The 25,857-nt window shown below is 63.8% G+C and carries 25 protein-coding genes; 10 read left to right on the forward strand and 15 right to left on the reverse strand.

Annotated elements, in window-relative coordinates:
* Positions 1–293: 293 nt before the first annotated feature.
* The 9 genes from NKH33_RS13110 to infC form a co-directional block, all read right to left on the reverse strand.
* Positions 294–896 (reverse strand): nucleotidyltransferase family protein, encoded by a 603-nt coding sequence (locus NKH33_RS13110; RefSeq protein ID WP_352919833.1) that lies wholly within the window; start codon positions 894–896, stop codon positions 294–296.
* Between the two features lie 108 nt (positions 897–1,004).
* A complete protein-coding gene (locus NKH33_RS13115) occupies positions 1,005–1,376 on the reverse strand; it encodes a hypothetical protein (protein WP_352919836.1) in 372 nt (123 codons plus the stop codon).
* Positions 1,377–1,404: 28 nt separating this feature from the next.
* Positions 1,405–1,989 carry a prolyl hydroxylase family protein gene (locus tag NKH33_RS13120; protein ID WP_352919839.1) on the reverse strand — a complete coding sequence of 195 codons (585 nt, stop codon included), beginning with the start codon at positions 1,987–1,989 and terminating at the stop codon, positions 1,405–1,407.
* Between the two features lie 12 nt (positions 1,990–2,001).
* Positions 2,002–4,410 carry a phenylalanine--tRNA ligase subunit beta gene (pheT, locus tag NKH33_RS13125; protein ID WP_352919841.1) on the reverse strand — a complete coding sequence of 803 codons (2,409 nt, stop codon included), beginning with the start codon at positions 4,408–4,410 and terminating at the stop codon, positions 2,002–2,004.
* Between the two features lie 106 nt (positions 4,411–4,516).
* Positions 4,517–5,602, reverse strand: a complete 1,086-nt coding sequence (pheS, locus tag NKH33_RS13130; RefSeq protein WP_352919844.1) for a phenylalanine--tRNA ligase subunit alpha — start codon at positions 5,600–5,602, stop codon at positions 4,517–4,519.
* Between the two features lie 96 nt (positions 5,603–5,698).
* Positions 5,699–6,100: a 50S ribosomal protein L20 gene (gene rplT, locus NKH33_RS13135; protein WP_006201247.1), complete on the reverse strand. Its 402-nt coding sequence runs from the start codon at positions 6,098–6,100 to the stop codon at positions 5,699–5,701.
* Positions 6,101–6,135: 35 nt separating this feature from the next.
* Complete coding sequence (rpmI, locus tag NKH33_RS13140; RefSeq protein WP_006201248.1) at positions 6,136–6,339, reverse strand: 50S ribosomal protein L35; 204 nt, start codon at positions 6,337–6,339, stop codon at positions 6,136–6,138.
* Positions 6,340–6,518: 179 nt separating this feature from the next.
* Positions 6,519–7,160 (reverse strand): methyltransferase family protein, encoded by a 642-nt coding sequence (locus NKH33_RS13145; RefSeq protein ID WP_352919847.1) that lies wholly within the window; start codon positions 7,158–7,160, stop codon positions 6,519–6,521.
* A 199-nt stretch (positions 7,161–7,359) separates the two neighbouring features.
* The gene (infC, locus tag NKH33_RS13150; RefSeq protein WP_023677573.1) at positions 7,360–7,896 is read right to left on the reverse strand and encodes a translation initiation factor IF-3; all 537 of its coding nucleotides are present in this window, start codon (positions 7,894–7,896) and stop codon (positions 7,360–7,362) included.
* 215 nt (positions 7,897–8,111) lie between these two features.
* Here infC and NKH33_RS13155 point away from each other — a divergent pair, with 215 nt between their 5' ends.
* The 4 genes from NKH33_RS13155 to NKH33_RS13170 all read left to right on the forward strand — a co-directional run bounded on the left by NKH33_RS13155 (position 8,112) and on the right by NKH33_RS13170 (position 11,488).
* Complete coding sequence (locus NKH33_RS13155) at positions 8,112–8,879, forward strand: alpha/beta hydrolase (protein WP_352919850.1); 768 nt, start codon at positions 8,112–8,114, stop codon at positions 8,877–8,879.
* Positions 8,880–8,883: 4 nt separating this feature from the next.
* Complete coding sequence (locus NKH33_RS13160) at positions 8,884–10,026, forward strand: benzoate/H(+) symporter BenE family transporter (RefSeq protein WP_352919853.1); 1,143 nt, start codon at positions 8,884–8,886, stop codon at positions 10,024–10,026.
* Positions 10,027–10,143: 117 nt separating this feature from the next.
* Positions 10,144–10,632, forward strand: a complete 489-nt coding sequence (locus NKH33_RS13165) for a DUF2852 domain-containing protein (RefSeq protein ID WP_352919856.1) — start codon at positions 10,144–10,146, stop codon at positions 10,630–10,632.
* 97 nt (positions 10,633–10,729) lie between these two features.
* On the forward strand, positions 10,730–11,488 hold the full coding sequence (locus NKH33_RS13170) for a M48 family metallopeptidase (protein ID WP_352451640.1): 759 nt from the start codon (positions 10,730–10,732) through the stop codon (positions 11,486–11,488).
* A 73-nt stretch (positions 11,489–11,561) separates the two neighbouring features.
* On the opposite strand, the gene NKH33_RS13175 is transcribed toward NKH33_RS13170, so the two are convergent.
* Entirely contained in the window at positions 11,562–11,780 is a 219-nt protein-coding gene (locus NKH33_RS13175) for a hypothetical protein (RefSeq protein WP_023718294.1), read from the reverse strand.
* Positions 11,781–11,944: 164 nt separating this feature from the next.
* Here NKH33_RS13175 and NKH33_RS13180 point away from each other — a divergent pair, with 164 nt between their 5' ends.
* The 6 genes from NKH33_RS13180 (at position 11,945) to NKH33_RS13205 (ending at position 17,614) form a co-directional block, all read left to right on the forward strand.
* Positions 11,945–12,604, forward strand: coding sequence for a phosphoribosylanthranilate isomerase (locus NKH33_RS13180; RefSeq protein WP_352919859.1), 660 nt, complete (start codon positions 11,945–11,947; stop codon positions 12,602–12,604).
* Positions 12,605–12,637: 33 nt separating this feature from the next.
* Positions 12,638–13,888, forward strand: coding sequence for a tryptophan synthase subunit beta (trpB, locus tag NKH33_RS13185; RefSeq protein WP_352919862.1), 1,251 nt, complete (start codon positions 12,638–12,640; stop codon positions 13,886–13,888).
* 2 nt (positions 13,889–13,890) lie between these two features.
* Positions 13,891–14,730 carry a tryptophan synthase subunit alpha gene (gene trpA, locus NKH33_RS13190; protein WP_352919864.1) on the forward strand — a complete coding sequence of 280 codons (840 nt, stop codon included), beginning with the start codon at positions 13,891–13,893 and terminating at the stop codon, positions 14,728–14,730.
* 95 nt (positions 14,731–14,825) lie between these two features.
* Positions 14,826–15,752 (forward strand): acetyl-CoA carboxylase, carboxyltransferase subunit beta, encoded by a 927-nt coding sequence (gene accD, locus NKH33_RS13195; protein WP_352682217.1) that lies wholly within the window; start codon positions 14,826–14,828, stop codon positions 15,750–15,752.
* Positions 15,753–15,807: 55 nt separating this feature from the next.
* Positions 15,808–17,133 (forward strand): bifunctional folylpolyglutamate synthase/dihydrofolate synthase, encoded by a 1,326-nt coding sequence (locus NKH33_RS13200; RefSeq protein WP_352832557.1) that lies wholly within the window; start codon positions 15,808–15,810, stop codon positions 17,131–17,133.
* A gap of 61 nt (positions 17,134–17,194) precedes the next feature.
* Entirely contained in the window at positions 17,195–17,614 is a 420-nt protein-coding gene (locus tag NKH33_RS13205) for a VOC family protein (RefSeq protein ID WP_352769627.1), read from the forward strand.
* 48 nt (positions 17,615–17,662) lie between these two features.
* Here the strand turns inward: NKH33_RS13205 and NKH33_RS13210 are convergent, their stop codons facing one another.
* The 5 genes from NKH33_RS13210 to NKH33_RS13230 form a co-directional block, all read right to left on the reverse strand.
* Positions 17,663–17,944, reverse strand: a complete 282-nt coding sequence (locus NKH33_RS13210; protein WP_023718287.1) for a cupin domain-containing protein — start codon at positions 17,942–17,944, stop codon at positions 17,663–17,665.
* 128 nt (positions 17,945–18,072) lie between these two features.
* A complete protein-coding gene (gene trxA, locus NKH33_RS13215) occupies positions 18,073–18,396 on the reverse strand; it encodes a thioredoxin (protein ID WP_023677558.1) in 324 nt (107 codons plus the stop codon).
* Positions 18,397–18,469: 73 nt separating this feature from the next.
* Positions 18,470–21,982 carry a double-strand break repair helicase AddA gene (gene addA, locus NKH33_RS13220; RefSeq protein ID WP_352919867.1) on the reverse strand — a complete coding sequence of 1,171 codons (3,513 nt, stop codon included), beginning with the start codon at positions 21,980–21,982 and terminating at the stop codon, positions 18,470–18,472.
* The gene (gene addB / locus NKH33_RS13225) at positions 21,979–25,116 is read right to left on the reverse strand and encodes a double-strand break repair protein AddB (protein ID WP_352919870.1); all 3,138 of its coding nucleotides are present in this window, start codon (positions 25,114–25,116) and stop codon (positions 21,979–21,981) included. The genes addA and addB overlap by 4 nt, the downstream gene beginning before the upstream one ends.
* Positions 25,113–25,856, reverse strand: coding sequence for a nucleotidyltransferase family protein (locus tag NKH33_RS13230; RefSeq protein WP_352540039.1), 744 nt, complete (start codon positions 25,854–25,856; stop codon positions 25,113–25,115). Before NKH33_RS13230 ends, addB begins: the two co-directional genes overlap by 4 nt.
* Between the last annotated feature and the right edge of the window lies 1 nt (position 25,857).

The raw sequence follows: 25,857 nt of genomic DNA on the forward strand, positions 1-25,857 counted from the left end.
TCTAACGTCTCGATTGGTCATGGCACTTCCCCTTCCACGGGAATCGGTGATCGCAACGTCACCACCGTGCCATGGCCGCTCGCCCCTCAGAGCAAGCCCCGTTCTCTCTCCAAAACTTTTTGCAGAACCTTCAGCACACTATCCTCCCCCTCAAGGGGGGAGATTGGCAGTTCCCGCGCCCTGCCCGCCCTTCCGGCGCCGGTGATTGGCGAAAGCCGAGGCGACATCCGATCTCCCCCCTTGAGGGGGAGATGCCCGGCAGGGCAGAGGGGGGTGCCTCGCGCCGACATTTCCTACCAAGGCATGACACTGATCTCCGGCCAGTTCTCCCTGGCACGCGCGCCCTTTGCCTCGTGCGTCTGGCGACTGTCCAGTACCCGGTTCGGCGTGATGCGAAACGAGAAGATGTCGTCCAGACCAAACGGCGCGACGAGATCAAGTCGCCCGTCCGTATCGAAGCGGACACCGACCGCATGGGTCTTCGAGGCGAAGAAGCGAACCGAGTCGCTGGAACTGGAATAACATGGACAGGACCGTCCGAACTTGGACGGATACCATAGATGCACCCGCGCCTGGTTGCGAATCTCGACTGGTAGGGGCAGATCGGCAAAGACCGGCGCGGCGCGGGCGATCACACTGTCCTCGGCTTCATAGGACAGATCGCTCTCATCGAAATAAAACAGGTCGACATCCCGGATGCCGTACCCCGAGGGCTTTCCGGTCAGATGATTCCAGACGCTGTTGTAAAGCGCGCCGGAGACGACCAGCCAGTCCGGCAGGCCCAGCACCCGTACCCGCGACAGCGTCTCACCGACCAGCGGATCGGCCGAGACGATATCGAGAAAGGCTGCACGCTGTTCCTCGAAGGGCAGCCCTGAATAGCGCAAATGGTCCATCGCCCTTTGGACGGCGATTCGCCACCTGCCGGCAACCCCTCTAGGTCCTCAGCGCGCCATCCGTTGTGCAATTATCGGAAAGGGCGTCGTGACGCCCATTTCTGCAGGCTAGTTTCCCTCCCGCCCAAGGCTCATTGTTCGGTCGGTCTCGGACCAGAAGACTGGCTCCTCGATTGACGGCCATTCTTCGCCGTACACAAAGCCTTCGATCGCCTCTAGCTTTCCTTCAATCTCATCGAAGAACAGCACCATGCCGCAAAGAAGCTGGTCAGGTCCAACGCACGCTACCCGAAGCGAACTGAACACTCGACTCTCAAAGCGCAATTCCGGGGGAACCGATGAGGGAGTGACTCTGGTCATGAATCCTACAGGATCGCGGCTGCGTTCTTTGACTTTCAGCGCACGCATCATGTCAGGAGAAACGCCGGCGGAACGGCAGAACTCCTTGACGAAAAACACTTCCAGCGGGGTCAGGTGCATTTAGCTCAGCGGCAGAACGGACAGCGTTTCATTGGCGCTTGTACATCACGTCCGTTCGGATGACGTACTTGCGCCCCGACAGCACCTCGTCGCCGCGATGCTCGATCGGATGGTAGAATGCCAGAGCCATTCCTTTCTTCGGCTTCACCAGAAGACTGCTACCGGCATAGCCCGGCATCTCGCCACGAAACGAGGTTCCTCCCCCTTCAAATCCATCTGATAGATAAATCATGAACGTGAACTGACTGCGCTCCAAGGCGTGGCGCTCGAAATAGCCGTCATGATGCCAATCGAACTTCTGGCCCGGCCCATAGCGATAGAAACGGAAACGCTCATTCAGCCCGGTCAAGCGCCAGTCGCCGAGACCACGATAGAGCAGAGGCCGCGCCCGCGCAAAAAGCAGGTCGGCAAGATCCTCGTCATCAAAAACGACGCGGTCGTTGTTGCGGAGTTCCGTCATCACGCTCGCGCCGCCGGCGCTGTTTACCTTGGCTGCCTCAAAACCACGCCGTTCGCTGTCGGCGATCAGATCGGCGCATTCCTGGTCGTCCAGGAACCCATCGACAGTCCCGATATGCGTTGCCAGCCAGTTGATGGAGAGCTTGTGGTCCATCAGAGCATCCCCTTACGTCCGCAGCACGCCGCCGGTCTGCTTGCCGACATTATCGACGATGCGCTTGGCCAGCGCCTCGAAATCCTCATCGGTCAGCGTCTTTTCGACCGGCTGGATCGACACTTCAATGGCGATCGATTTTTTCGCCGCGCCGAGCGCTGCACCCTCGAAAACATCGAACACCGAGACGCCGGAAATCAGCTTTCGGTCGGCGGCAAGGGCGGCGCGAACGAGTGTGCCGGCTTCGACTGCCTTGTCGACGACGAAGGCGAAATCGCGCTTGACTGCCTGGAAGGCGGACAGATCCAGTCTCGGCTTTGTCCGCGTCGGCTTGGTCTTCGGCTCAGGCACCGCATCGATGAACACTTCGAAGCCGCAAAGCGGGCCGGAGATGTCAAGCCTCTCCAGCGTCTTCGGGTGGAACTCGCCAAACGTGCCAAGGATTACCTTCGGCCCGAGCTTGATCGTGCCGGAGCGGCCGGGGTGATACCAGGCCGGGCCGCTGGCCTCGATCTGCAGCCGCTCGACCGGCGCGCCGCAGGCTTCGAGTGCTGCGATCGCGTCGGCCTTGGCATCGAAGACGCCGACGGCGCCGGCATTGCCGGCCCAATGGCGGCCGGAGCCCTCGAGCCTGGCGGTGCCGCGCCGCACGCCGGCGGCAACACGCCGCTGCTGGTCGGCGCCGTCGCCCTCATAGGTGCCCGACACTTCGAACAGCGCGACATCGCCGATGCCCCTGTCGGCATTGCGTTGCGCTGCCGCGATCAGCCCCGGCAGCAGCGACGGCCGCATGTCCGACATATCGGTGGCGATCGGGTTGGCAAGCTTCAGCGCCTGCTGGCCGCCGCCGAACAATTCGGCGTGTTTTGCCGGAATGAACGACCAGGTGACGGCCTCCATCATGCCGCGCACGGCAAGTGCCCGCTTGGCGGCGCGGGTGCGGATCTGCAGCACAGTCAGGATCCTGGCGTTGACCGCATCGTGCGAACCGAGCGGCTGCGGCGCGATGTTGTCGACGCCGTGGATGCGCATGACCTCCTCGACCAGGTCGGCCTTGCCGTCGACATCCGGCCGCCAGGACGGGACCGCCACATTGACGACATCGCCCGTGCCCTCCGGCCTGAAGCCGAGGCGGGCAAGAATGTCGAGGCTTGTCGAGCGCGGCACTTCGATGCCGGTCAGCCGCTTCACTTCCGACAATGGGAACGAGACGATCTTCGGCTGATGGCCGGCATAGCCGACGACTTCGGTTTGCGCCGGCGTACCGCCGCAGAAATCGAGCACCAGCTTCGTCGCCAGCTCCACACCGGGAATCATCATTTCCGGGTCGACGCCACGCTCGAAGCGGTAGCGTGCGTCGGTGATGATGCCGAGCGTGCGGCCGGTGCGGGCGGTGGTGATCGGGTCCCAAAGCGCCGACTCGATCAGCACGTCGGTGGTGTTCTCGTCGCAGCCGGAATGCTCGCCGCCCATGATGCCGGCAATCGATTCGATGCCGTCCTGGTCGGCGATCACGCACATCTCCGGCGTCAGCGTGTATTCGCGGCCGTCGAGCGACAGCACCTTTTCGCCATCACGCGCCCGGCGCACGGCGAGATTGCCGGTGACCTTCGCAGCGTCGAAGACATGCAGCGGCCGGCCGCGGTCGAAGGTGACGTAATTGGTGATATCGACGAGCGCGCTGATCGGCCTCAAGCCGATGGCGAGAAGCCTTTGCTGCAGCCATTTCGGCGACGATCCGTTCTTGACGCCGCGCACCAGGCGCAGCGCAAAGCCGGGACAGAGCTCCGGCGCTTCGATCGTCACCTTGACCGGCGTCTCGCCCTTGCCGGGGATCGGCTCTATCGGGGCGCTCTTCAGCGTGCCGAGCCCGCTCGCCGCCAGATCGCGGGCGATGCCATGGACACTGGTCGCATCCGGCCGGTTCGGCGTCAGATTGATCTCGATCAGCGGGTCGTCGAGATGGGCATAGGCGGCGAAGCTGGTACCGACCGGCGCATCGGCCGGAAGGTCGATGATGCCGTCATGCTCCTCGGACAATTCGAGCTCGCGCTCGGAGCACATCATGCCATGGCTTTCAACGCCGCGGATCTTGCCGACGGTCAGCGTCACGTCGATGCCGGGAATATAGGTGCCCGGTGCTGCAAAGGCGCCGACCAGGCCCGCGCGGGCGTTCGGCGCTCCACACACGACCTGCACCGGCGGCTTGCCGTCGCCGGTGTCGACGGTCAGCACGCGAAGCCGGTCGGCGTCGGGATGCTGGACCGCCGTCACCACCTTGGCGATGACGAAGGGAGCCAGGCTCGCCCGGTCGTCGACATGCTCGACCTCGAGGCCGATCGAGGTGAGACGCTCGACGATTTCCGCCAGCGAGGCGTCGGTCTCGAGATGATCCTTGAGCCAGGAGAGGGTGAGTTTCATGACTGTGTTCCGTCTGGTCTGGGCACGCTGCACTTGAAGCTATGCGGCCGCGCGTCGGACATGTGCAGGAAGGCGAGCTGCCCGCGGATTTGCTGCGGCCCGGTCGTCACGCGCTCAAGCCCCCGAACAGCGTCGGCATGTCGAGCGGCCTAAAACCGTAATGCGAAAGCCAGCGGACATCGGCGTCGAAGAAGGCGCGCAGATCCGGCATGCCGTATTTCAGCATGGCGATGCGGTCGATGCCCATGCCCCAGGCGAAGCCCTGGTATTCGTCAGGATCGAGGCCACCGTAACGGAGCACATTGGGGTGGACCATGCCGCAGCCGAGGATCTCCATCCAGTCCGAGCCCTCGCCGAAGCGCACCTCGCCGGGCCGCGAACGGTCGCACTGGATGTCGACCTCGAGGCTGGGCTCGGTAAACGGGAAGAAAGACGGCCGGAAGCGCATCTTGACGCTCGGCACCTCGAAGAAGGCTTTGCAGAACTCCTCCAGCACCCATTTCATGTTGGCGACGTTGGCTGATTTGTCGATCACCAGCCCCTCGACCTGATGGAACATCGGCGAGTGGGTGGCATCGGAATCCTGCCGGTAGGTCTTGCCGGGGATGACGATGCGGATCGGCGGCTTCTGCATCTCCATGGTGCGGATCTGCACCGGCGAGGTGTGGGTGCGCAAAAGCTTGCGCTCGCCCTGCTCGTCCGGCTGGAAGAAGAACGTGTCGTGCATCTCGCGCGCCGGGTGGCCTTCCGGGAAGTTCAGCGAGGTGAAATTGTAATAGTCGGTCTCGATGTCCGGACCTTCGGCGATGGCAAAGCCGAGATCGCCGAAAATCGCCGCGATCTCGTCGATAACCTGGCTGATCGGATGGATGCGGCCGCGCTCGGCCGGCGATTGCCTGACCGGCAAGCTGACGTCGACCTTCTCGGCGGCAAGCCGTGCTGTGATCGCCACATCTTTCAGCTCGGCGCGGCGCGCCGAAAGTGCCTCGGTGACGCGGTTCTTGAGGCCGTTGATTGCCCGGCCTTTGACCTGTCGCTCCTCGGCGCTCATCGAGCCGAGTGTCTTCAGCATCTCGGAAACCGAGCCCTTCTTGCCAAGGGCAGAGACACGCACCGCCTCGATCGCCTGCTCGTCGGCGGCCGAGGCGATCTCGGCCATCAGGGAATTTTCGAGAGTTTCCATGTCACTCATGTTCCAGATCCGATTGGAAGCAAAGAAAAACCCGCGCCAGCCCTGCCAGCGCGGGTTTCCCAAATCAAGTGTCGAATAGCTTGGGAAGCGCTGGTCTTAAGCGACAGCGCTTTCAAAAGCATTCGGCGTGGTATTCTTCAGGTATTCGAGCGCGACCTTGGCCTTGGCCACGAGTGCGGCGAAGGCCTGCGGCTCGTGGATGGCCATGTCCGACAGGATCTTGCGATCGATCTCGATCCCGGCCTTGTTGAGACCGTCGATGAAACGGCCATAGGTCAGGCCATGCTCATGCGTCGCCGCATTGATGCGCTGTATCCACAGCGCGCGGAACGAGCGCTTGCGGTTCTTGCGGTCGCGATAGGCGTACTGCAGCGACTTTTCCACCGCCTGCTTGGCGATGCGGATGGTGTTCTTGCGACGGCCGTAAAAACCCTTGGCGGCTTTCAGGACCTTCTTGTGCTTGGCGTGCGAGGTGACGCCTCTCTTTACGCGTGCCATGTCATGATCTCCTTAACGCTGTCCAGACCGAATGCTCAGAGGCCGTTCGGCAGAAAATTCTTGATGACCTTCTTGCCATCCGGTTCAGCCAGAACCATCGTGCCGCGGGCATTTCGAATGAACTTGTTGGACCGCTTGATCATGCCGTGACGCTTGCCGGCCGCAGCCGACAGAACTTTACCCGTACCTGTGATCTTGAACCGCTTCTTGGCGGCCGATTTGGTCTTCATCTTGGGCATTTTGCTACTCCGTTTATATGCGCACCAATGCGCTTTTTGTTCGCTTCAGGCCGACCAAAGCCCGAAAAGCAAATGAAACCGCCACGGCATGCCCTGCCGGGCGGTTTTTTGGGAACGGCGGTCCTATACGTCAAAGCGGGCTGGCGCGCAACACCCCGTGCCGAGCAACACTGTAGTGCTCAGGGGAAACGGAACAGCACCGGCAATATGCCGGACTGCTGGGCGCCGTCGATCAGTTCGAAAGCCGGCAAGGCAACCAGGAAGACCAGACCGTCGAGCAGCGTGGTTCGCAGCAGGCGCGGCTTGAAGCCGCCGGTGTCGCCTTCCTGATACAGCGACAGTTTCGGGAAGAAGCGCGGCACTTTCAACAGGTAGGTCTGGTATGGCGCGCCAAGAACCTGCCTGAGGAATTTCTCCTCGCGCAGGATAACGATGTAAAATGCACCCGCGCAGAGCGCTCCAAAGCCGATCGTGGCGGTGATGGAGCCGATCTGTGCGCCGACACCGGCGGCAGCTAAAGTAGAGAAGACATAGAGCGGGTTGCGGGTGATCGAATAGGGTCCGCCGGTCACCACTTCGGAGGATTTGCGTCCACCAATATAGAGCGTCGACCACAAGCGTCCGACAACGCCGAGAAAGATCAGCAGGACGCCGACCATTTCGATCGTTTCATGCACAGGCGTATCGGGCGGAAAAACCGACTGCCCGAACAAAAGCATCGCGAAAAGGACGACGACGACGACGGCAAGCACCATCCTGCGCGTGTGCTGGTAGCTGCCCAGCCCATATTTGGCTTCCGAATGCTTGACGTCATTGACCATGTCGGGAATCCGATCGTCGAGGGAACCAGAGCGTCTTTGCTCTCGCCGGCGATCGCAGCGTCTGGCCAAGAACAGGCGCCCCGCCGATCGCCGGGACGCCTTGCAATATGATTCAGGCGGATTTAATGCACGTCGCCCAAAAGTGCGCTGCGGTTTTGCGACAACGACATGCACAAACAGAACTAAAGCGCAACGCGCTTTAGCGGGGCGCCAGCACCATCATCATCTGGCGGCCTTCGAGCTTCGGTTCGGCTTCGACCTTGGCGATGGGCGCCACTTCCTCGCGAACCTTGTTCAGAAGCTGCATGCCGAGTTCCATATGCGCCATCTCGCGACCGCGGAAGCGCAATGTCAGCTTGACCTTGTCGCCTTCCTCGAAAAAGCGCCGGACGGCCTTCATCTTGGTCTCGTAGTCGTGGCTGTCGATGTTCGGGCGCATCTTGATCTCCTTGATCTCGATGACCTTCTGGTTCTTGCGCGCCTCGGCCGCCTTCTTCTGGTTGGCGTATTTCAGCTTGCCGAGATCGAGGATCTTTACGACGGGCGGCACTGCATTGGGCGATATCTCGACCAGATCGAGCCCAGCCTCTTCGGCGAGCAGCAATGCGTCGTTGATGGAGACATCGCCGCGGTTCTGGCCTTCGGCGTCGATTAGCTGGACCCGGGGAACCCGGATGTCACGGTTGGAGCGCGGGCCTTCCTTGGTGGGCGCCGCTGCTTTGAAAGGTCTGCGAATGGTCGTGGTCTCCTTGAGCCGTTTCGTTAAGGGGTTCTTCAGTTCAGAATTGCGAACGCGCAATGTGGTGAGCGCGCGGTCGGAGTCAATAGCACAGCATTCTCAGGAAATCACCTGCTCGATGGAATGCTCCTCTGCACCAAGCGAAGAAAGTGGCGGAGCACTTTTCGTTGAATGCCTTGCTGTGCCAAAAGACCGGCGTGAGGGAATACACCATGAGCACCACCCCGATCTTCCTGGACGTCGACGGGACGAGCATCGCCGTCAGGCATGCGGCAGGTGCCGAGCCCGGCATTGTCTGGCTTGGCGGCTACAAATCCGACATGCTGGGCACCAAGGCCGAAACCTTGTCGGAATGGGCGCTCGGGGAAGGCCGCGCCTTCCTGCGCCACGATTATTCCGGCCACGGCGAATCGGGCGGCGCCTTTGCCGACGGCACCATCTCGAAATGGCTGGGCGAGAGCCTGGCGGTTTTCCGCCGTTTCACCCAGGGCAGGCAAATCCTGGTCGGTTCGTCGATGGGCGCCTGGATCGCGCTGCGCATGGTGCAGGAGTTGCGCAAGGCGGGCGAGAACAGCGTCGCCGGCCTTGTGCTGCTGGCGCCGGCGCCCGATTTCACATTCGAACTGGTGGAGCCGGTGCTGACCGGGGCGCAGAAGCGCAACCTCAGGAAAAAGGGCTTTTTCGAAGAGCCGTCGGACTATTCCGCCGAACCGTACATCTACACGCGCACACTGATCGAGGACGGCCGCAACAACCGGGTGATGACCGGGCCGATCGACACGCACTGTCCGGTCCATATCCTGCAAGGGCTGGCCGATCCCGACGTGCCGTCGAGCCATGCGCTGAAGCTGGTCAGCCTGCTGCCGGCCGACGACGTCACGCTGTCGCTCATTCCCGACGGCGACCACCGCCTGTCGCGGCCGCAGGATCTCGACATGCTGGTGCGGGCGGTGGACGCGATGGTGCGGCAGGCGGGATAGAGACATGCGCATTTCCATTCCGGTGTCCGCCTTCGTGGCGGCGATCGTCGGCTTCGGCGGTACGCTGGCCATCGTCATTGCCGCCGCCAAGGCGGTCGGCGCAACGCAGTTCGAGACCGCAAGCTGGGTGACGACGCTTTGCCTGGCGATGGCGATCGAGAGCCTGTGGCTGTCCTGGCGTACGAAAATGCCGGTCATCACCGCCTGGTCGACGCCAGGCTTGGCGCTGATCGCCGCGTCGACCGGCTTTTCGATGGGTGAGGCGGTTGGTGCCTTCGTCGTCACCGCGGTCCTGCTGATCACCACAGGCCTGTTCGGGCCCTTGACCAAGCTGATCGCCAGAATACCGGCGTCCGTCGCGTCCGGAATGCTGGCCGGCATCGTCGTCACCTTCGCCATCAATGCGGTGAAAACCGTTCCCGTCGACCCCTGGCTGATCCTGCCGCTGGTTGCGGCGTTCTTCGTCATCCGCCTGTTCAACCCGGCCCTGTCGGTGCTGCTGGTGCTGATCGGCGGCGGTCTCGCCGCCTTCCTCACCGACCGGGTCGGCGGTCTGCCGGCACCGGAACTCTCGAGCTTGACGCTGGTGATGCCGCAGTTCACCGCCACTGCGATCATCGGCCTCGCCTTGCCGCTCTACCTCGTCACCATGGCCTCGCAGAACCTGTCCGGCCTCGCCGTGCTGAGGGCAGCCGGCTATCATCCCGAACCCGGGCCGCTGATCGGCGTCACCGGCCTGTTTTCGCTGCTGACGGCGCCGTTCGGCGCCTCGACCACCAATCTGGCGGCAATCTCGGCGGCGATCTGCACCGGGCCCGACGTGCATGCCGATCCGGCCGAGCGCTGGAAGACCGGGCCGTTCTATGCGTTGGCCTATCTCGTCTTTGCCCTGTTCGGCGCCTCGCTGGTGGCGATCTTCGCCGTATTGCCGCAGAGCCTGATCGCGCTGGTCGCCGGCCTGGCGCTGATGGCGCCGCTCGCCAATGCACTGTCGATCGCCTTGAAAGACGAGGACGAGCGAATGGCCGCCACCGTCACCTTCGCCGTCACCGCATCGGGGCTGACGCTGTTCGGCGTCGGTGCGGCGTTCTGGGGCCTGATCGCCGGATTGGTCGTGCTTTTCCTTGAAATGCTCAAAAAGCGATAATCATTTCAGCCGCTTGTCCGGTTTTGGCGGTTGCTGTCTTGAATCGCCGTTTTCTTCATCCCATTTCGATTCCACGCAGCCGGATTTGGCTGTCTCCAACTGAAGGATTGGGAGAAAATGAACACATCTGCATTGATCCGTCCGGCCTGGACGCCGGCAACCATCGCGTTGATGGTAATCGGGTTCATGGTGTTCTGGCCGCTCGGCTTCGCCATGCTCGCCTACATCATCTGGGGCGATCGGCTCGAGGGCTTCAAGCGCGACGTCAACCGCGCCACCGACGGCATCTTCGCCGGCTGCCGCCGCGGCTCCGACAGGGCCGCGCGCTGGGGCCATGGCTCCGCACGCACCGGCAACGTCGCTTTCGACGACTGGCGCGAAAAGGAACTCGAGCGGCTTGCCGAGGAACGCCGCAAGCTCGACGAGATGCTGAGCGAGTTCGATGAATATGCCCGCGAATTGCGCCGCGCCAAGGACCAGGAAGAGTTCGATCGCTTCATGGCCAACCGCAACAAGTCGACGTCGCCCACGACGGGTGGGTTAACTGGCTCGACGACGAATAACAAACGCGGCGGCAACTCCACGCCAGGCCTGCTCGACGAGTAAGGTCCCGTGCCCAGATAGATAATCCAACGGCGTCGCGTCAGCGGCGCCGTTTCTTTTTTGTTCTAGTCGTTTCCCTCGAATCACGTATCGTCCCGGAATGTCCTTCGGCTTCTTCCGCACCCCGACGAAACCCAAGCCCACGCCCGTCGTGGAGCGCGAGCATTGCGTTGCCGGCCGCACGCTGCCGCTCAAGATCGTCGAGAACGACCGGGCGCGGCGCCTGACGCTGCGCATCGATTCCGGCGGCCGCGGTTTGCGCATCACCGTGCCGCCGGGGCTGCGCCGCGGCGAGGTGGAAAAATTCCTCGACCGCCATCAGGACTGGCTGGAGCAAAGGCTGGCCAAGGTACCCAACCGGCCGCAGGTGCGGCCCGGCATCAAGGTACCGGTGCGCGGCGTGCCGCATCGCATCGTCCATGAACCGTCGAAACGCGGCACCGTCACGCTGTCGCGCGACGAGCGCGGACCGCTGATGATCGTGCATGGCGAGCGTGTGCATCTGCCGCGCCGCATCGCCGATTTCCTGAAGCGCGAAGCCAAGCGCGAGATCGAGGCGCTGGTGACGAAGCACAGTGCGGCGGTCGGCAAGCGCGCCAAGGCGATCCGCTTCAAGGATACGTCGAGCCGCTGGGGATCGTGCACGTCGGACGGCAATCTGTCGTTTTCCTGGCGCATCATGATGGCGCCGCGGCCGGTGATAAACTACCTCGTCGCGCATGAGGTGGCGCATCTCAAGGAGATGAACCACGGCCCGAAGTTCTGGAAACTATGCGAGCAGCTTTGCCCGGATACCGAGCGCTGCAAGGACTGGCTCAAGCGCAATGGCGGCGCGCTGCAGGCGATCGCGTTCGAGTAGGATGCTTGTAGGGGCACGAAATGGAAACTGTAGCGATCCTTCGCGCCGGCCTCAATAGATTCTGCACTGCCGATCAATCGTCATTCGCCGCGTTCAACTCCTCCGGCCGCAACCCCTCATCGACATGGCGCGGCCAGGGCAAGAAATCTTTCTCGAAGCCATCGTTGCTGAAATAAGCCAGCGCCCGGTGCGCCTCGGCGCCGTTGAAGGCTGCCTTGTCCATCAAATGAGCGATGACCTCATGGGCCTGCGCCAGCTTTTGCCTGAGTTCCGCGACGGTCTTTTCCGGCATGATCTTTGTTCTCCCGCCTCTGTGCCTGAGCAAGTAGCGTTGCGCTCTTATATTAGCAAGGTAGCGCGTTCCGCTCTTACATTAGCAAGGTAGCGCGTTCCGCGCTGGCGGCAAACAGGATGCTTTTTCTCGACTCTTTGGCAGTTTCATGCCAATCCCGCGCCATGGCGCTGGACATCAAGATATGCGGGTTGAAGACCGACAAGGCACTGGCTGCGGCATTGGCCGGCGGCGCCAGCCATGTCGGCTTCATTTTCTTTGCCAAAAGCCCGCGCTATGTCGAGCCGGCGGAAGCCGGCCGCCTGCGCGAAGCGGCGCGCGGCAAGGCCAAGGCGGTTGCCGTGACGGTCGACGCCAGCGATGCGTTCCTGGATGACATCGTCGAAAAGATGCAGCCCGATATGCTGCAGCTTCACGGCGCCGAGCCTCCCGAGCGGGTGGCCGAGGTGAAGGCCCGCTACGGCTTGCCGGTGATGAAGGCGCTGCCGGTCAGCGAGGCCGCCGATCTCGGGCGAGTCAAGCCCTTCATCGGCATTGCCGACCGCTTCCTGTTCGATGCCAAGCCGCCTAAGGGTTCGGAATTGCCGGGCGGCAACGGTCTTGCCTTCGACTGGGGCATTCTGGCTGGCCTTGACGCCGGCGTCGATTACATGCTTTCCGGAGGGCTCAATGCCGGCAATATCGGCGACGCCTTTCGGCTGGCGAACCCGCCCGGAATAGATGTTTCCTCGGGCGTGGAGAGCGCGCCGGGCGTCAAGGAACCGGCGCTGATCGAACAATTTTTCCGCGCCGTCGGGGCAGCACGCGACAACCGCGCCGCCTGATCACGCTTCAAACCACAGACCAGGAGATCGGCGATGGACAAGCCGGCGATACCGAATTCCTTCCGCACCGGCCCCGACGAGCAGGGCATGTTCGGCATTTTTGGCGGTCGTTTCGTTGCCGAAACGCTGATGCCGCTGATCCTTGAGCTGGAGCGGCACTGGAGCGAGGTCAAGAACGACCCGGATTTCAAGGCCGAACTGACCGATCTCTCGACGCATTACGCCGGGCGGCCGTCGAAGCTCTATTTCGCCGAAGGCCTGACTAGGCATCTTCGTGAGGTGTCCTCGGCGAAGGGCCTCGGGGGCGGCGCAAGGGTCTATTTCAAGCGCGAGGACCTGAACCACACCGGCTCGCACAAGATCAACAACTGCCTCGGCCAGATCCTGCTCGCCAAGCGCATGGGCAAGACGAGGATCATCGCAGAGACCGGTGCCGGCCAGCATGGCGTCGCTTCCGCTACGGTGGCGGCGCGTTTCGGCCTTCCTTGTATCGTCTATATGGGTGCAACCGACGTCGCCCGGCAAAGCCCCAACGTCTTTCGCATGAAGCTTCTGGGCGCCGAGGTGCGGCCGGTGACGGCCGGCCACGGCACGCTGAAGGACGCCATGAATGAGGCCCTGCGTGACTGGGTGACCAACGTCGAGGATACCTATTACCTGATCGGCACCGCCGCCGGCCCGCACCCCTATCCGGAGCTGGTGCGCGACTTCCAGTCGGTGATCGGCACCGAGGCGCGCGCCCAGATCCTCGAGCAGGAAGGCCGGCTGCCGGACACCATCATCGCTTGTGTCGGCGGCGGTTCCAACGCTATCGGCCTGTTCCATCCCTTCCTCGACGACAGTGAGGTGCGCATCATCGGCGTCGAAGCCGGCGGCCGCGGGCTCGACGGCATCGAGCATTGCGCCTCGATGAGTGCCGGCGCGCCCGGCGTGCTGCATGGCAACCGTACCTACCTCCTGCAGAACGCCGACGGCCAGATCATGGACGGTCACTCGATCTCGGCCGGCCTCGACTATCCGGGCGTCGGTCCCGAGCACTCATGGCTGCGCGATTCCGGCCGCGTCGACTATGTGCCGATCCTCGACAGCGAGGCGCTGGAGGCGTTCCAGTTGACGACACGCGTCGAGGGCATCATTCCGGCGCTTGAATCGGCCCATGCCATCGCACAGGCGGTGAAGATCGTGCCTGACATGGACAAGGACCAGATCGTCATCGTCAACCTGTCCGGCCGCGGCGACAAGGACGTGCATACGGTGGCCAATATGCTGGGCATGGAGATCTGATCATGGCCACCCGTATCGACCGCCGCATGGCAAAGCTGAAGGCCGAGGGGCGACCGGCACTCGTCACCTATTTCATGGGCGGCGATCCGGACTACGACACGTCCCTGTCGATCATGAAGGCGCTGCCCGGCGCCGGCAGCGACATCATCGAGTTAGGCATGCCGTTTTCCGATCCAATGGCCGACGGCCCGGCGATCCAGGCGGCCGGCCTGCGGGCGCTGAAGGGCGGCCAGACTTTGGTCAAGACGCTGAAGATGGCCTCGGAATTCCGCGCCGGCGACAGTGAAACGCCGATCGTCTTGATGGGCTATTACAATCCGATCTACATCTACGGCGTCGAGCGCTTCCTGAGCGATGCGCTGGCCAGCGGTATAGACGGGCTGATCGTCGTCGACCTGCCGCCTGAGATGGACGAGGAACTTTGTATCCCGGCACTCAAGGCCGGCATCAATTTCATCCGGCTGGCGACGCCGACCACCGACGACAAGCGCCTGCCCAAGGTGCTGCAGAACACCTCCGGCTTCGTCTATTATGTGTCGATGACCGGTATCACCGGTTCGGCGCTGGCCGACACCGGCAAGCTGGCGGCAGCGGTTAAGCGCATCAAGAGCCATACCGACCTGCCGGTCTGCGTCGGCTTCGGCGTCAAGACCGCAGAGCAGGCGCGCACCATCGGCGCGTCGGCCGACGGCGTCGTTGTCGGCACCGCGATTGTCAATGCCGTCGCCAACGTGCTCGGGCCGAAGGGCGAAAAGACCGCCGATCCGGCCGAGGCCGTCGCCACGCTGGTCAGCGGGCTTTCGCAAGGGGTTCGCGCGGCTCGCCTTGCTGCCGCCGAATAATCTTGATCTTCTGGTTGGCCATGATCTCCAGCGAAAACCGGTTTCCACTTTTCGGGATCATGGTCTAACTCTTCGTAAGGACAGGAGCCGAAGCGATGAACTGGATCACCAATTACGTCCGCCCGAAGATCAATTCGATGCTCGGCCGCCGCACCGACATGCCGGAAAACCTGTGGATCAAGGATCCCGAGACCGGCGAAATGGTGTTCCATAAGGATCTGGAGCAGAACCAGTTCGTCATCCCGTCCTCCGGCCACCATATGAAGATATCGGCTAAGGAACGGCTGAAATTCTTCCTCGACGACGGCAAATACGAGACGCTGGAAAACCCCAAGGTCGTTCAGGATCCGCTCAAGTTCCGCGACGAGAAGCGCTACGTAGACCGGCTGAGGGATGCCAAGGCCAAGACCGGCATGGAAGACGCCATCATCAATGCGCTGGGCACGGTCGAGGGCGTGCCGGTGGTGGTGACGGTGCAGGATTTTGCCTTCATGGGCGGCTCGCTCGGCATGGCGGCAGGTGACGCCATCGTGCATGGTTTCGAGGTCGCCTTGCAGCGCAAGCGGCCGCTGATCCTGTTTGCGGCCTCCGGCGGCGCCCGTATGCAGGAAGGCATCCTGTCGCTGATGCAGTTGCCACGGACCACGGTCGGCGTCGACAGGCTGAAGGAGGCCGGCCTGCCCTACATCGTCGTCCTGACCAACCCGACGACCGGCGGCGTCACCGCCTCGTATGCCATGCTGGGCGACGTGCATATTGCCGAGCCCGGCGCCCTGATCGGCTTTGCCGGCCCGCGCGTCATCGAGCAGACCATCCGCGAAAAGCTGCCTGACGGCTTCCAGCGCGCCGAATATCTGATGGAACACGGCATGGTCGACATGGTGGTGTCACGGCTGGAGATGCGCCAGACCATTGCACGGCTGCTGAGAATGCTGCTCAAGCTGCCGGAGGAGCAAAAATCTCAGGAACCGGAAATCTTGCCGCCGTCGGTGATTCCGGCCGAAGCCCGGCCGCACGCCTGACGCATTCGCCACGAACTGCGATTGCGCGCCGTCCGTGGCGCGCCTAGGATTCGCCATGACCACGCTTGCCGCCGACCGCGAAATCGAAAGCCTGATGGCGCTTCACCCGAAGGGCTTCGACCTTTCGCTCGACCGCATTTCGCGGCTGCTCGAGCGGCTCGGCAATCCGCAGGACCAGCTGCCGCCGGTCATCCACATCGCCGGCACCAACGGCAAGGGCTCCTGTGCTGCTTTTTCACGGGCGCTGCTCGAAGCCGCCGGCTACCGCGTCCACGTCCACACCTCGCCACATCTTGTGAACTGGCACGAGCGCTACCGGCTGGCCGCAGATGGCGGCGGCAGGCTGGTGGACGACAAGGTCTTCGCCGAAGCCATCGCCTGCGTCGCCAAAGCCAATCAAGGCCAGAAGATCACCGTCTTCGAAATCCTCACCGCCGTCACCTTCCTGCTGTTTTCCGAACATCCGGCCGATGCCGTCATCCTCGAGGTTGGCCTTGGCGGCCGCTTCGACGCCACCAATGTCATCGCCGAGCCGGCCGTGTCGGTGATCATGCCGGTGTCGCTCGACCACGAAGCCTATCTCGGCGACCGCGTCGAGCTGATCGCCGCCGAAAAGGCCGGCATCATCAAGCGCGGATGCCCGGTCGTCATCGGCGCGCAGGAAAGTGAGACGGCCCAGCAGGTGCTCATCGAAACCGCCGAGCGGCTCGACTGCCCCGCCTTCGTCTATGGCCAGGATTTCCTTGCCTATGAGGAAAACGGGCGCATGGTCTATCAGGACGAAGACGGATTGATGGACCTGCCGCCGCCGCGCCTGCCGGGGCGCCATCAATTCGCCAATGCGGCGGCGGCGATCGCGGCGGTCAAGGCGGCGGGCTTCGAGATCAGCCACCGCGCTGCCGAGAAGGCGATGGCGAATGTTGCCTGGCCGGGCCGCATGCAAAAGCTGCCGCAAGGACGGCTGAGCGAACTGGCGCCGAAGGGCGCCGACATATGGCTCGACGGCGGCCACAATCCCGGCGCCGGCGTGGTCGTCGCCGAGGCGCTGGCCGAGCAGGAGGAAAAGAACCCGCGTCCTCTGTTCCTGATCTCGGGTATGATCAACACCAAGGACCAGAGCGGCTATTTCCGCGCCTTCAAAGGGCTGGTCCGGCATGTCTACACCGTGCCGGTGAGCCTGAGCGACGCGGGCGTGCCGAACGACGAGCTGGCGACCCGCGCCATCGAGGCCGGCTTGTCGGCCGAACCGGTCAGTTCCGTCGCCAATGCGCTGATGCTGCTGCGCGACACATGGGACGGACCGCCGCCGCGCATCCTGATCGGCGGGTCACTTTACCTGGCCGGCGCGGTGTTGGCCGAAAACGGCACGCCGCCGGTTTGAGGCGTGCTTCAGCCGGGCCACGGTGACGCCACACTTGTCAGACCACCGCGAGGAGCCAATCATGATCAAGGTAAAGCAGCTCGCACACGTTTGCATTTTCGCGAATGACCTGGAGATGACGCGAAGCTTCTATCGGGACGTCCTCGGCATGGACACCCAGTTCAATTTCCTGCGCGACGGGAAGATTTTTGGCTTCTACCTCAATTGCGGCAGCCGTAGCCATGTCGAGGTGTTCCAGAAAGACGGCGCCAGCTATGGCGACTTGAACCAGATCAACCACTTCTGCCTCGAAGTGGAAAACATCGACGCCGCGATCGCCCATCTGAGGTCAAAGGGGGTTGATGTCACTTCCAAGAAACGCGCGTGCGATGACACCTACCAGGCTTGGATCCGCGACCCCAACGGCGTGAGGATAGAACTGTTCGAATACACTGAAAAAAGCGCACAATTCGTCGGCGGCGATCGTGTCGCGGATTGGTGATCGCGCCTCGCCGGGACAATTGTAGCGGCGCAGCCGATGGTTGGTGGACTACTTCAGCTCGACCTCGATGAAGGCGAATTCGCCATCGTTTGCACTGATGACGTCATGTTCGACGCCCTCGTTGCGGAAATACGGGGCGCCCTTCTTCATCTCGGCAAAGGATTCGCCATCCTTGGTCAGGAGCTTCACCTTGCCGTCGGTCAACGGCACGATCACATAGTCGTGGCCATGGCGGTGCCAGCCGGTGTTGTCGCCCGGGGCGAAGCGGTATTCGGTGACGATGACGCGCTCATTGTCGATGAAGACGGTGGCCTTGGCGGATCCGGTCATATCGCTTCTCCTGCTTTAAGCCAGACAAGAGCATGAGACTGCAAGTGGCGAGTGCCAGATCTGCGGATCGGTGACGCCACAATAAAGCCCGGCGCGAGGCCGGGCTTTTCTGCAAAATTTTGATCGGATCAGGCGAGACTGCCGTTGATCCAGTGCGACAATGCCGTTTTCGGCGCAGCACCGACCTTCATGTCGGCGACCTCGCCGCCCTTGAAGATCATCAGCGTCGGGATCGAGCGCACGCCGAACTGCGCGGCCAGCTCAGGATTCTCGTCTATGTTGAGCTTGGCGATCTTTATCTTGCTGCCGAGTTCGATGGCGATGTCCTCGAGCGCCGGGGCGATCATCTTGCACGGGCCGCACCATTCCGCCCAGAAATCGACCACGACTGGCTCCTTGGCGTTGAGCACGTCGGCCTGGAAATTGCTCTTGTCGACCTTGACGGTGGCCATGCTGAGATCCTTTCGATTTATTCGTCGCACCAAATGTGGTGGTGATCGCGTCCGTCTTCAAGCAAGTGTTGTGTCACGCTCCCGTGAGTCTAGCAAGCGCGTCGTCCATGACCGCTGCCGGCAGCTCGATCAGCCGCGGCGCCTCGGTGAACAGCAGCGCCGCCGAGACCTCGCGTCCCGGATAGAGCGGCTGAAGCAGCGCGCAATAAAGTGCGAGCTGCAGAACATAGGCTTGCGGCACTTCGGCGAGCGTAGCTGGCGCTGGCCGATTGGTCTTGTAGTCGACGATCGAAACCTTGTCCGGCGTTACTGCCAACCGGTCGATCTTGCCGGAAATCGAGCGCAGTTTGCCCCTTACCTCCAGGCTGCCCATGATGGCGACTTCGGCGCGCGAGTTTGGCGCAAACAACGGCGCGAAGCGGCTGTCGGCAAGAATTCTGAAAACGCCAGCCAGGGCCTTGTCGCGCTCGTCGTCGGGCCATGCCGCGCCGGCTCTTGCCAGATAGCGTTCGGCGGCATCCCGGCGTGTTCCCTCGGCGATGCCGGGCAGCATCTGCAGCAATTTGTGCAGCGCCAGCCCGCGCACGACGGTAAAGCCGGGCTCGGCGTCGGCATCCAGCTCCGGCGAACGCGTGTCGGCCACCGCTTGCCGCGCCTCGTCGATCAGCACCGAGGCGCCGGACGGCGAGAGCGGCCGCGGCAATTCCTCGAAGGGCGGCAGAGGCCGGAACAGGGTTTCCGGCAATGGCGCAAAGCGTTCAGTCTGTCGTGCCTCATCCACTGACGCCGGTGGCATGGGCGGCAGTTTCGTCACCTGGAAACGATGCACGGTCTCGCCAGTGGCGGGATGCCGGCGTTCTTCGCTCTCTGCGGCACCGACCAGTGCGCGGCTGACGATCGAATGCCAGGTACCGGTATTCGGCGCCCGTTTGCCATGGTAGCCGCAGACGATCAGCCGATCCTCGGCGCGGGTCATGCCGACATAGAGCAGCCGGCGGTATTCGTCGTCGGCGAGCTCGCGGGCGCGGGCCGATGCGGCGCGTGAAAACCCATTTGCGACATCGCTGGCCGAACGCCAGAGATAGCCCTTGCCCTCCCAGCAGTCGCCCGAGCCTTCGAACGGCATCAATCTCGGCAGATGCTGGTCGCTGAACGGCGCGGAGCCGCCATCAACAAGGAATACCACCGGCGCCTCCAGGCCTTTGGCGGCATGCACGGTCATGACGCGAACCTCGTCGCGGGTCTGGTCCATTTCGCGCTTGATCTCGGGGCCGGCGTTTTCCAACGTCGACAGGAAGGATTCCAGTCCCGGCAGGCCGGTCCGCTCCTCGGCCAGGCAGAAATTCAGGAATTCGTCGAGGACGTCGCCGGCCTCCGGCCCGAGCCGCGCGATCATCTTCTTGCGCAGGCCGTCGCGGGCGAGAGCTGCAGCATAGAATTCGAACACCGGCTTGAATGCGGCCTCGTTCGACCATGTGCCGAGCCGGCTGACGACGGCGGCCAACGCCTCGCTTTCGCCGGCATGCCGGCGCAGCGAGGCGATCAGCGAGACGCCCGATGGCCTCTCCGCAGCAAGCGCGAAAAGCTGCTCTTCCGAGACATCGAAGATCGGGCTGCGCAGCACAGCGGCCAGCGACAGATCGTCCTCGGGCTGGATGAGAAAATGACCGAGTGCGATCAGGTCCTTCACCGCGATATGGCCAGGCAGGCTGAGCCGGTCGGCGCCGGCCACCGGGATGTCGCGGCGCTTCAACGCCCGTGTCAGCGCATGGACGAAGCGGTCGCGCTTGCGCACCAGCACCAGCACGTCGCCGGGCCGGAGTTTCTTGCCACGCCCTTCGATGACCTCGCCGCCGCCGATCCAGCCGGCAATGGTCGCTGCAACGTTTTCGGCAACGCGCACCGCCGGTGCGTGGGCGTGATCCACCGCTTGCGTCCAGTCGTCCGGTTCGTCGACGATGTCGGCGCCGAGCGAGGGCCAGACGTCGACATAGCCCGGCGCATCGCTGCGGATCGCCTTGTGGTCGAGCGGATCGGGATCGTGGCTGATGCCGCGCCGCACGTTCGGGTCAGCAAAGACACGATCCACCGCCGCAAGCACGTCGTCGGTCGAGCGAAACGACCAGGTTAGCTTGAGATCGGCGAAGGCGGCGGCGGCGGATCTGACTTTGCCGGCAAACAAAAGCCGGCTGTCGGCAAAGGAGTCCGGGGCGGCTCCCTGGAAGGAATAGATCGACTGCTTTTCGTCGCCGACCGCAAAGATGGTGCGGTGGACGGCGTCGCGTGCGCCGAGCCCGGCAAAGAACTCCTCCGCCAGCCGCTTGACTACCTCCCACTGGTCGGGACTGGTGTCCTGCGCCTCGTCGAGGAGGATGTGGTCGATGCCCTGGTCGAGCTTGTACTGCACCCATGGGCCGGCGTCGGGCCGCGCCAGTAGATGGACCGTGCGGGTGATCAGGTCGTTGAAGTCGAGGAAGCCGCGCGCGCGCTTCAATTGCTCGTAGCGGGCGATCAGCCAGTCGGCGATGGTCAGCGCCGCACGCGTGCCTTCCAGCATCCTGAACAAGGCCAGCCGGTCGGAGATTTCGAGAATGGCGTCGACCGCCGCCAGATATCGTTCGGCAAGATCGGGCAACCGGTCCAGCAATGCCCTCTTAAACGTCTTTGCCGGATCGTAAGGCTCGCCGTCGGCCCTCAGGAAAGCCTTGGAGAGCAAATTCAGGCGACGTACCGGATCCTCCTCGGCAAAGGCAAGGCGGGCGTATGGCAGCAGATTGTTCAGCACGATGCGCGCATCGGCGGCCTCGGCTGCCCGTGAAAAGGTGACGAGATAATCCGGCAGGAAGCCGGGCAGCGGCCAGACCGAGGCGGCTATACCTTCGGCCATCTGGCCGGCGCGGAAATGGAACTCGTCGAACAGCGCCTGAAAACCATCGCCGCCGGCCGCGGCGATGAACGCACGCAAACCATCGCGCTTGCGCACGATCTCGGCCAACAGTGCGTCGAGCCCATGCTCGCCGCCGCGCTCCAGCACGGTGGCGAAGGCCTCGGACAATGCCGCATCGCCTGCAACGCCGCCCGAAATCATGTCGCGGCGGGCGGCGGCAAACAGCGAAGCCTCCATTTGCGGATCGAGCATTTCGAAATGCGCAGGGATATTGGCTTCCAGCGGGAACTGATGCAGCACCGATTCGCAGAAGGCGTGGATGGTCTGGATCTTCAGCCCGCCCGGTGTTTCCAGCGCCTCGGCAAACAACCGCCGCGCCCGGCGCATGGTTTCGCGGTCGGGCTGGCGGCCGTCCAGCGCCTCTATCCGTGTCGAGAGCTCGGCATCGCCCAGGGCCGTCCATTGCGACAGCGTCGAAAACACCCGGTTCGACATGTTGGCGGCGGCGGCACGCGTATAGGTCAGGCACAGGATCTTGGACGGATCGGTGCCGCGCAGCAACAGCCGGATAACGCGCTGGGCGAGTACATGGGTCTTGCCCGATCCGGCATTGGCCGACACCCAGGCGGAATTGCGCGGGTCGGACGCGCTTGCCTGGCTCGCGGCAGTGTCGCTTGGAATGGGGTAGGCCTTTTTCATGCCTCCCCTCCCTCGTCATCGGCGTCGCCGCCGGCGGACCATTCGAGCACGCGGGCGAGATGGTCGTAGTCGCCGTCGGTCTCGCCCTCGCGGAACGGCAGCGCCCGCGACAGATAGCCGGTCGCCGGGTCGGCGTAGTGGATCAGCAGTTTTTCCAGCCGCGCCCACGCTTCTTCGGCGAGATCGGCGGCGGTTCGCGGCTTGCGGTTGTATTCGAGGATGGATTCCTCGAACACTTCGCCATTCGGCCTCAGCCGCACGAAGGCCAGTTGCGACGGCTCGCATGCGCCAAGCTCCTTGAAAGCGCCGCGCCTGAGCAGCGCGCCCTCGAGTGCCAGTTGCGGCGCGAGCAGCGTGTGCGCCTGTGCTTTGGATGGCGAGGAGCCGGTCTTGTAATCGAGGATGTCGGCCATGCCGCCGGCCAGCAGATCGATGCGATCGGCATAGCCGGACAGGGTCACACCGGATCGGCCCACACCGGTCTTTTCGGCGCGTTCCTCGGCGTACCGCCGTGCCACGGCTGCGGCCCGGCCGCGCTCCCATTCGATGATGCCGACGGCAAGCTTTTCGAAGCGTGGCCACCACACCGCCTCGACATCGGCCGGCAGGGCCGCCTCGGCAAAGCAGGAGCGCCCGGCGGCAATAAGCCCATCCAACGCCTCCAGCGCGCGCGGGTCGGCCACCGTCGTTGCGAAAAGGTGCAGAATGGCGTGAAACAGCGTGCCACGCTCGGCTGCGCCCGGATCGCGAATGACCGGATCGAGCGGCATCAGGCCGAGTATCCTTCTGGCATAGACCGCATAGGGATCGCGACGCAGCGTTTCGATCTCGGTGACCGAGAAGTGGTGCGGCCGCGCGGCGAGCGGCGGTTTCGGCTGCGGCCGCGGCGCAAAGTCCTGCTTTTCGCCGGCATCGAGCACACGCGCCCAGGCAAGCAGTTCGTCGCCGCGCCGGCGAAGTGCAGCAGCGTGGTCCTCGCCGACGAATGTAAGGATGCGCTGCAGCCAGCGCGAAGGTACCGACGGTGCATCGCCGGAGCGGCCGGAGCGAGCCAGCACCACTTTTTTGGCGCCCATGGCCATCTGGAAATCATGGGCGGCAAGGCCGATGCGCCGCTCGGGCGGTTCAAGATCGATGCCGGTCTTCATCAGCCGCGACATGAAGCGGTCGCTCTCCGGCTTGCGCGGCCACACGCCTTCGTTGAGCCCGCCGACGACCAGCGTGTCGACATCCTGAAGCCGCGCTTCCAGCACACCCCAGATGGCGATGTTCCTGTCGGTGCCCTGCGCCGGCTTGACCGTCTCGGGCGCGATCAGCGCCTCCATCACGTCAGGCCATTCGTCAGCGGCGAAGGAGAACGACACCGAGGCCGCGACCAGCTCGCGCAAGAGCTCGGCGAGCTTTTCGCCGGCATCGCCCGCATAGAGTTCGCTCGGGCTGCCGTCAGCGGCGCGGCCGAGACTTTCGAGCGCAACGACGCTGGCGCGCACAAGGGTGGCAAGATCGGCATTCTCGTCGCCGCGAAAAGCAACCAGCGGCGCCAGCGCGGCCGTTAGCCGGATCAGCAGGTCGCGCGCCTGTTCGATGCGCCTGACCGAAAGCCGCGGCCACCAGAAGGGTGGGCGGCGATTGCCGCTGCCGTCGAATTCGAGGAGCCGGGTGTCGAAGAGCTGCGGCAGCGACGCCACGTCCGGACGCCCTGTGCCACCGCGCAGCGCCACAAGTTCGACGATTTCGGCCGCATGGCGCACGCTTGCCCGCTCCAGGCCGAGGCCAAGCAGGGGATGCTTGAGCAGCGACAGCAGGGCGACGGGGTCGCCCGGGCGGAAGGCTGCCTGAAGCGCCAACCTGAGCAGGCTGGCGGCTGGTGTGTTGATCAGCGGCGTGCCGCCGGAATCGTCGGCGGCAACGCCGAAGCGCAGCAGCTCGACTGAGACGCGCCGCGCCAGAGCGCGGTCGCCGGTGACGAGTGCGGCGCGCTGGCCGGGCCGTTCGACAGCCTGTTTGAGCGCGACGGCGATCGCCACGGCTTCGTCGCGTTCGCTGGCGGCTTCGAGAAGCGTCACCTCGGCGAAGGCCTCGGCAATATCGCCGGCCCTAAAGCGGGCGCGCGTCTCGGCCCAGAGCTCGGTGGTCTCCGCCGGGCGCAGCGCTTCGCCGACAAGTGCGGCGCGCAGCGCAAGCGGTCGCGGCGCAACAGCAATCTCCTCGACATCGGCGCGCGGCACGCCGATCTTGCCGATCAACTTTGCCAGGCCATATTGCGGGTGGCCAAGCACGGCTGGGCGCGCGCCCGGTGCGGTGATCGCGGCAAAGGACGGCTCATCCAACGCCAGGTCGAGCCCGGGCAGCACAACGGCGCCATTGGGCAGGCCGGCGATCACGGCAAGCAGCTCGGCCGTGGCGGGAATGGAGCCGGTGGAACCGGCGGCGATCACCGGTCCGGCTGGCGGATTACGCTTCAGCCGCGCCGCCTCCAGCCTTATCAGGGCATTACGATGCGCGGCCGGATTGGAACGATGGTGTTCCTCGAGCAGGTTCGGCCAGTTCTCCGTCACGATGGTCAGGAAGTCGAGTGTCACCTGCCACCAGCCTGCAAGATTGCCGGTTACAAGGTCGGCGAGCCTTGCCCAATCCGTGCCTTCGGTGTCGATCTCATCCATCAGGCGTGCAAGGTCGCGCGCCAGCCAGACGGCGTCGGCGGCGGAGGCCGGTATGACGATCTCCTCGTCGAACAATGCCGCGACATGTGCCGGCAGGCGGCGTTTCCACGCCCGCACCAGCGGCGCAAGCAGCAGAAGACGCTCGACCGCGGCGATCGGCGGCGCAAGGTCGATGGCGGCCGAACCTCCTGCCTCGAAGGCGGCTTCATCCTCATCGAACTCACCAAGCGGGCGGATGACCGGCAGGATCGCCGAGCGGCTTCCCGAGCGCGAGAGAGCATCGACGAAGACGCCGCGAAGCGCCCGCGCCGCACGGCGCGTCGGCACATAGATGGTGAGATCGGCCAGCGCCAGCGGATCGCCGTCATAGGCGAAGCCGGGAACCAAGCGCCCCGCAAGCAGCGCCTCGGCCAGCGTCGGCAGGAACGGCGCTCCGGGCGGGATCGAGAAAACGCGGCGGGAGCCGCTCATTTCGACTCGGTAAGAGCGCCGGGTGCCTCACCGACAGCATTGGGCGTGCCGGCAAGCGCGGCGGCGACCGCTGCTTCCGCCCGCGGGATCGCGTCAGGTGTGCCGACAGTAATCCAGTGACCCTGCATTTTCATGCCGAACAGGCGGCCGGCGGCGATTGCCGCATCGAAATAGGCGTTGAGCGACAGCGGGCCGGCTGGCGCATCCTTGAAGATGCGCGGATGGACGATTGCGGCGCCGGCATAGATCAGGCCGGCCGGATCGTTGTTCGCACGCCGCAAGGCGCCGTCCGGCGCCATCAGGAAATCGGTGCCGCCGCTATGTCCGGTTGCCGACTGGAGATCCGCAAGCATCAGCAGAATGTCCATTGTCGCGCCCTCCCATGCAAGGGCAAGTCGCCTGAGATTGGAAACGCCGCTGTCGATCCAGAAGGTGTCGGCGTTGAGCACATAGAAGGGCGCGCCTAATCTGGGCAATGCCTTGACGATACCACCGGCGGAGTCAAGCAAGCCCCTACTCTCATCCGAGATGACGATTCTCGGCGCACTGCGGCGGGCTACATGGTCCACGATCTGTTGCGGGAGGTAATGGACGTTGACGACGGCCTTGGCGACGCCGGCTCCGGCTAGGCAGTCCAGCCCCCAGTCGAGCAATGTCTTGCCGGCGACCTTGACCAGCGGCTTCGGCATGGTGTCGGTGATCGGCCGCATGCGCTTGCCGAGCCCGGCGGCGAGCACCATG

The organism is Mesorhizobium sp. M1182 (assembly GCF_040318335.1).
GTDB lineage: Bacteria > Pseudomonadota > Alphaproteobacteria > Rhizobiales > Rhizobiaceae > Mesorhizobium.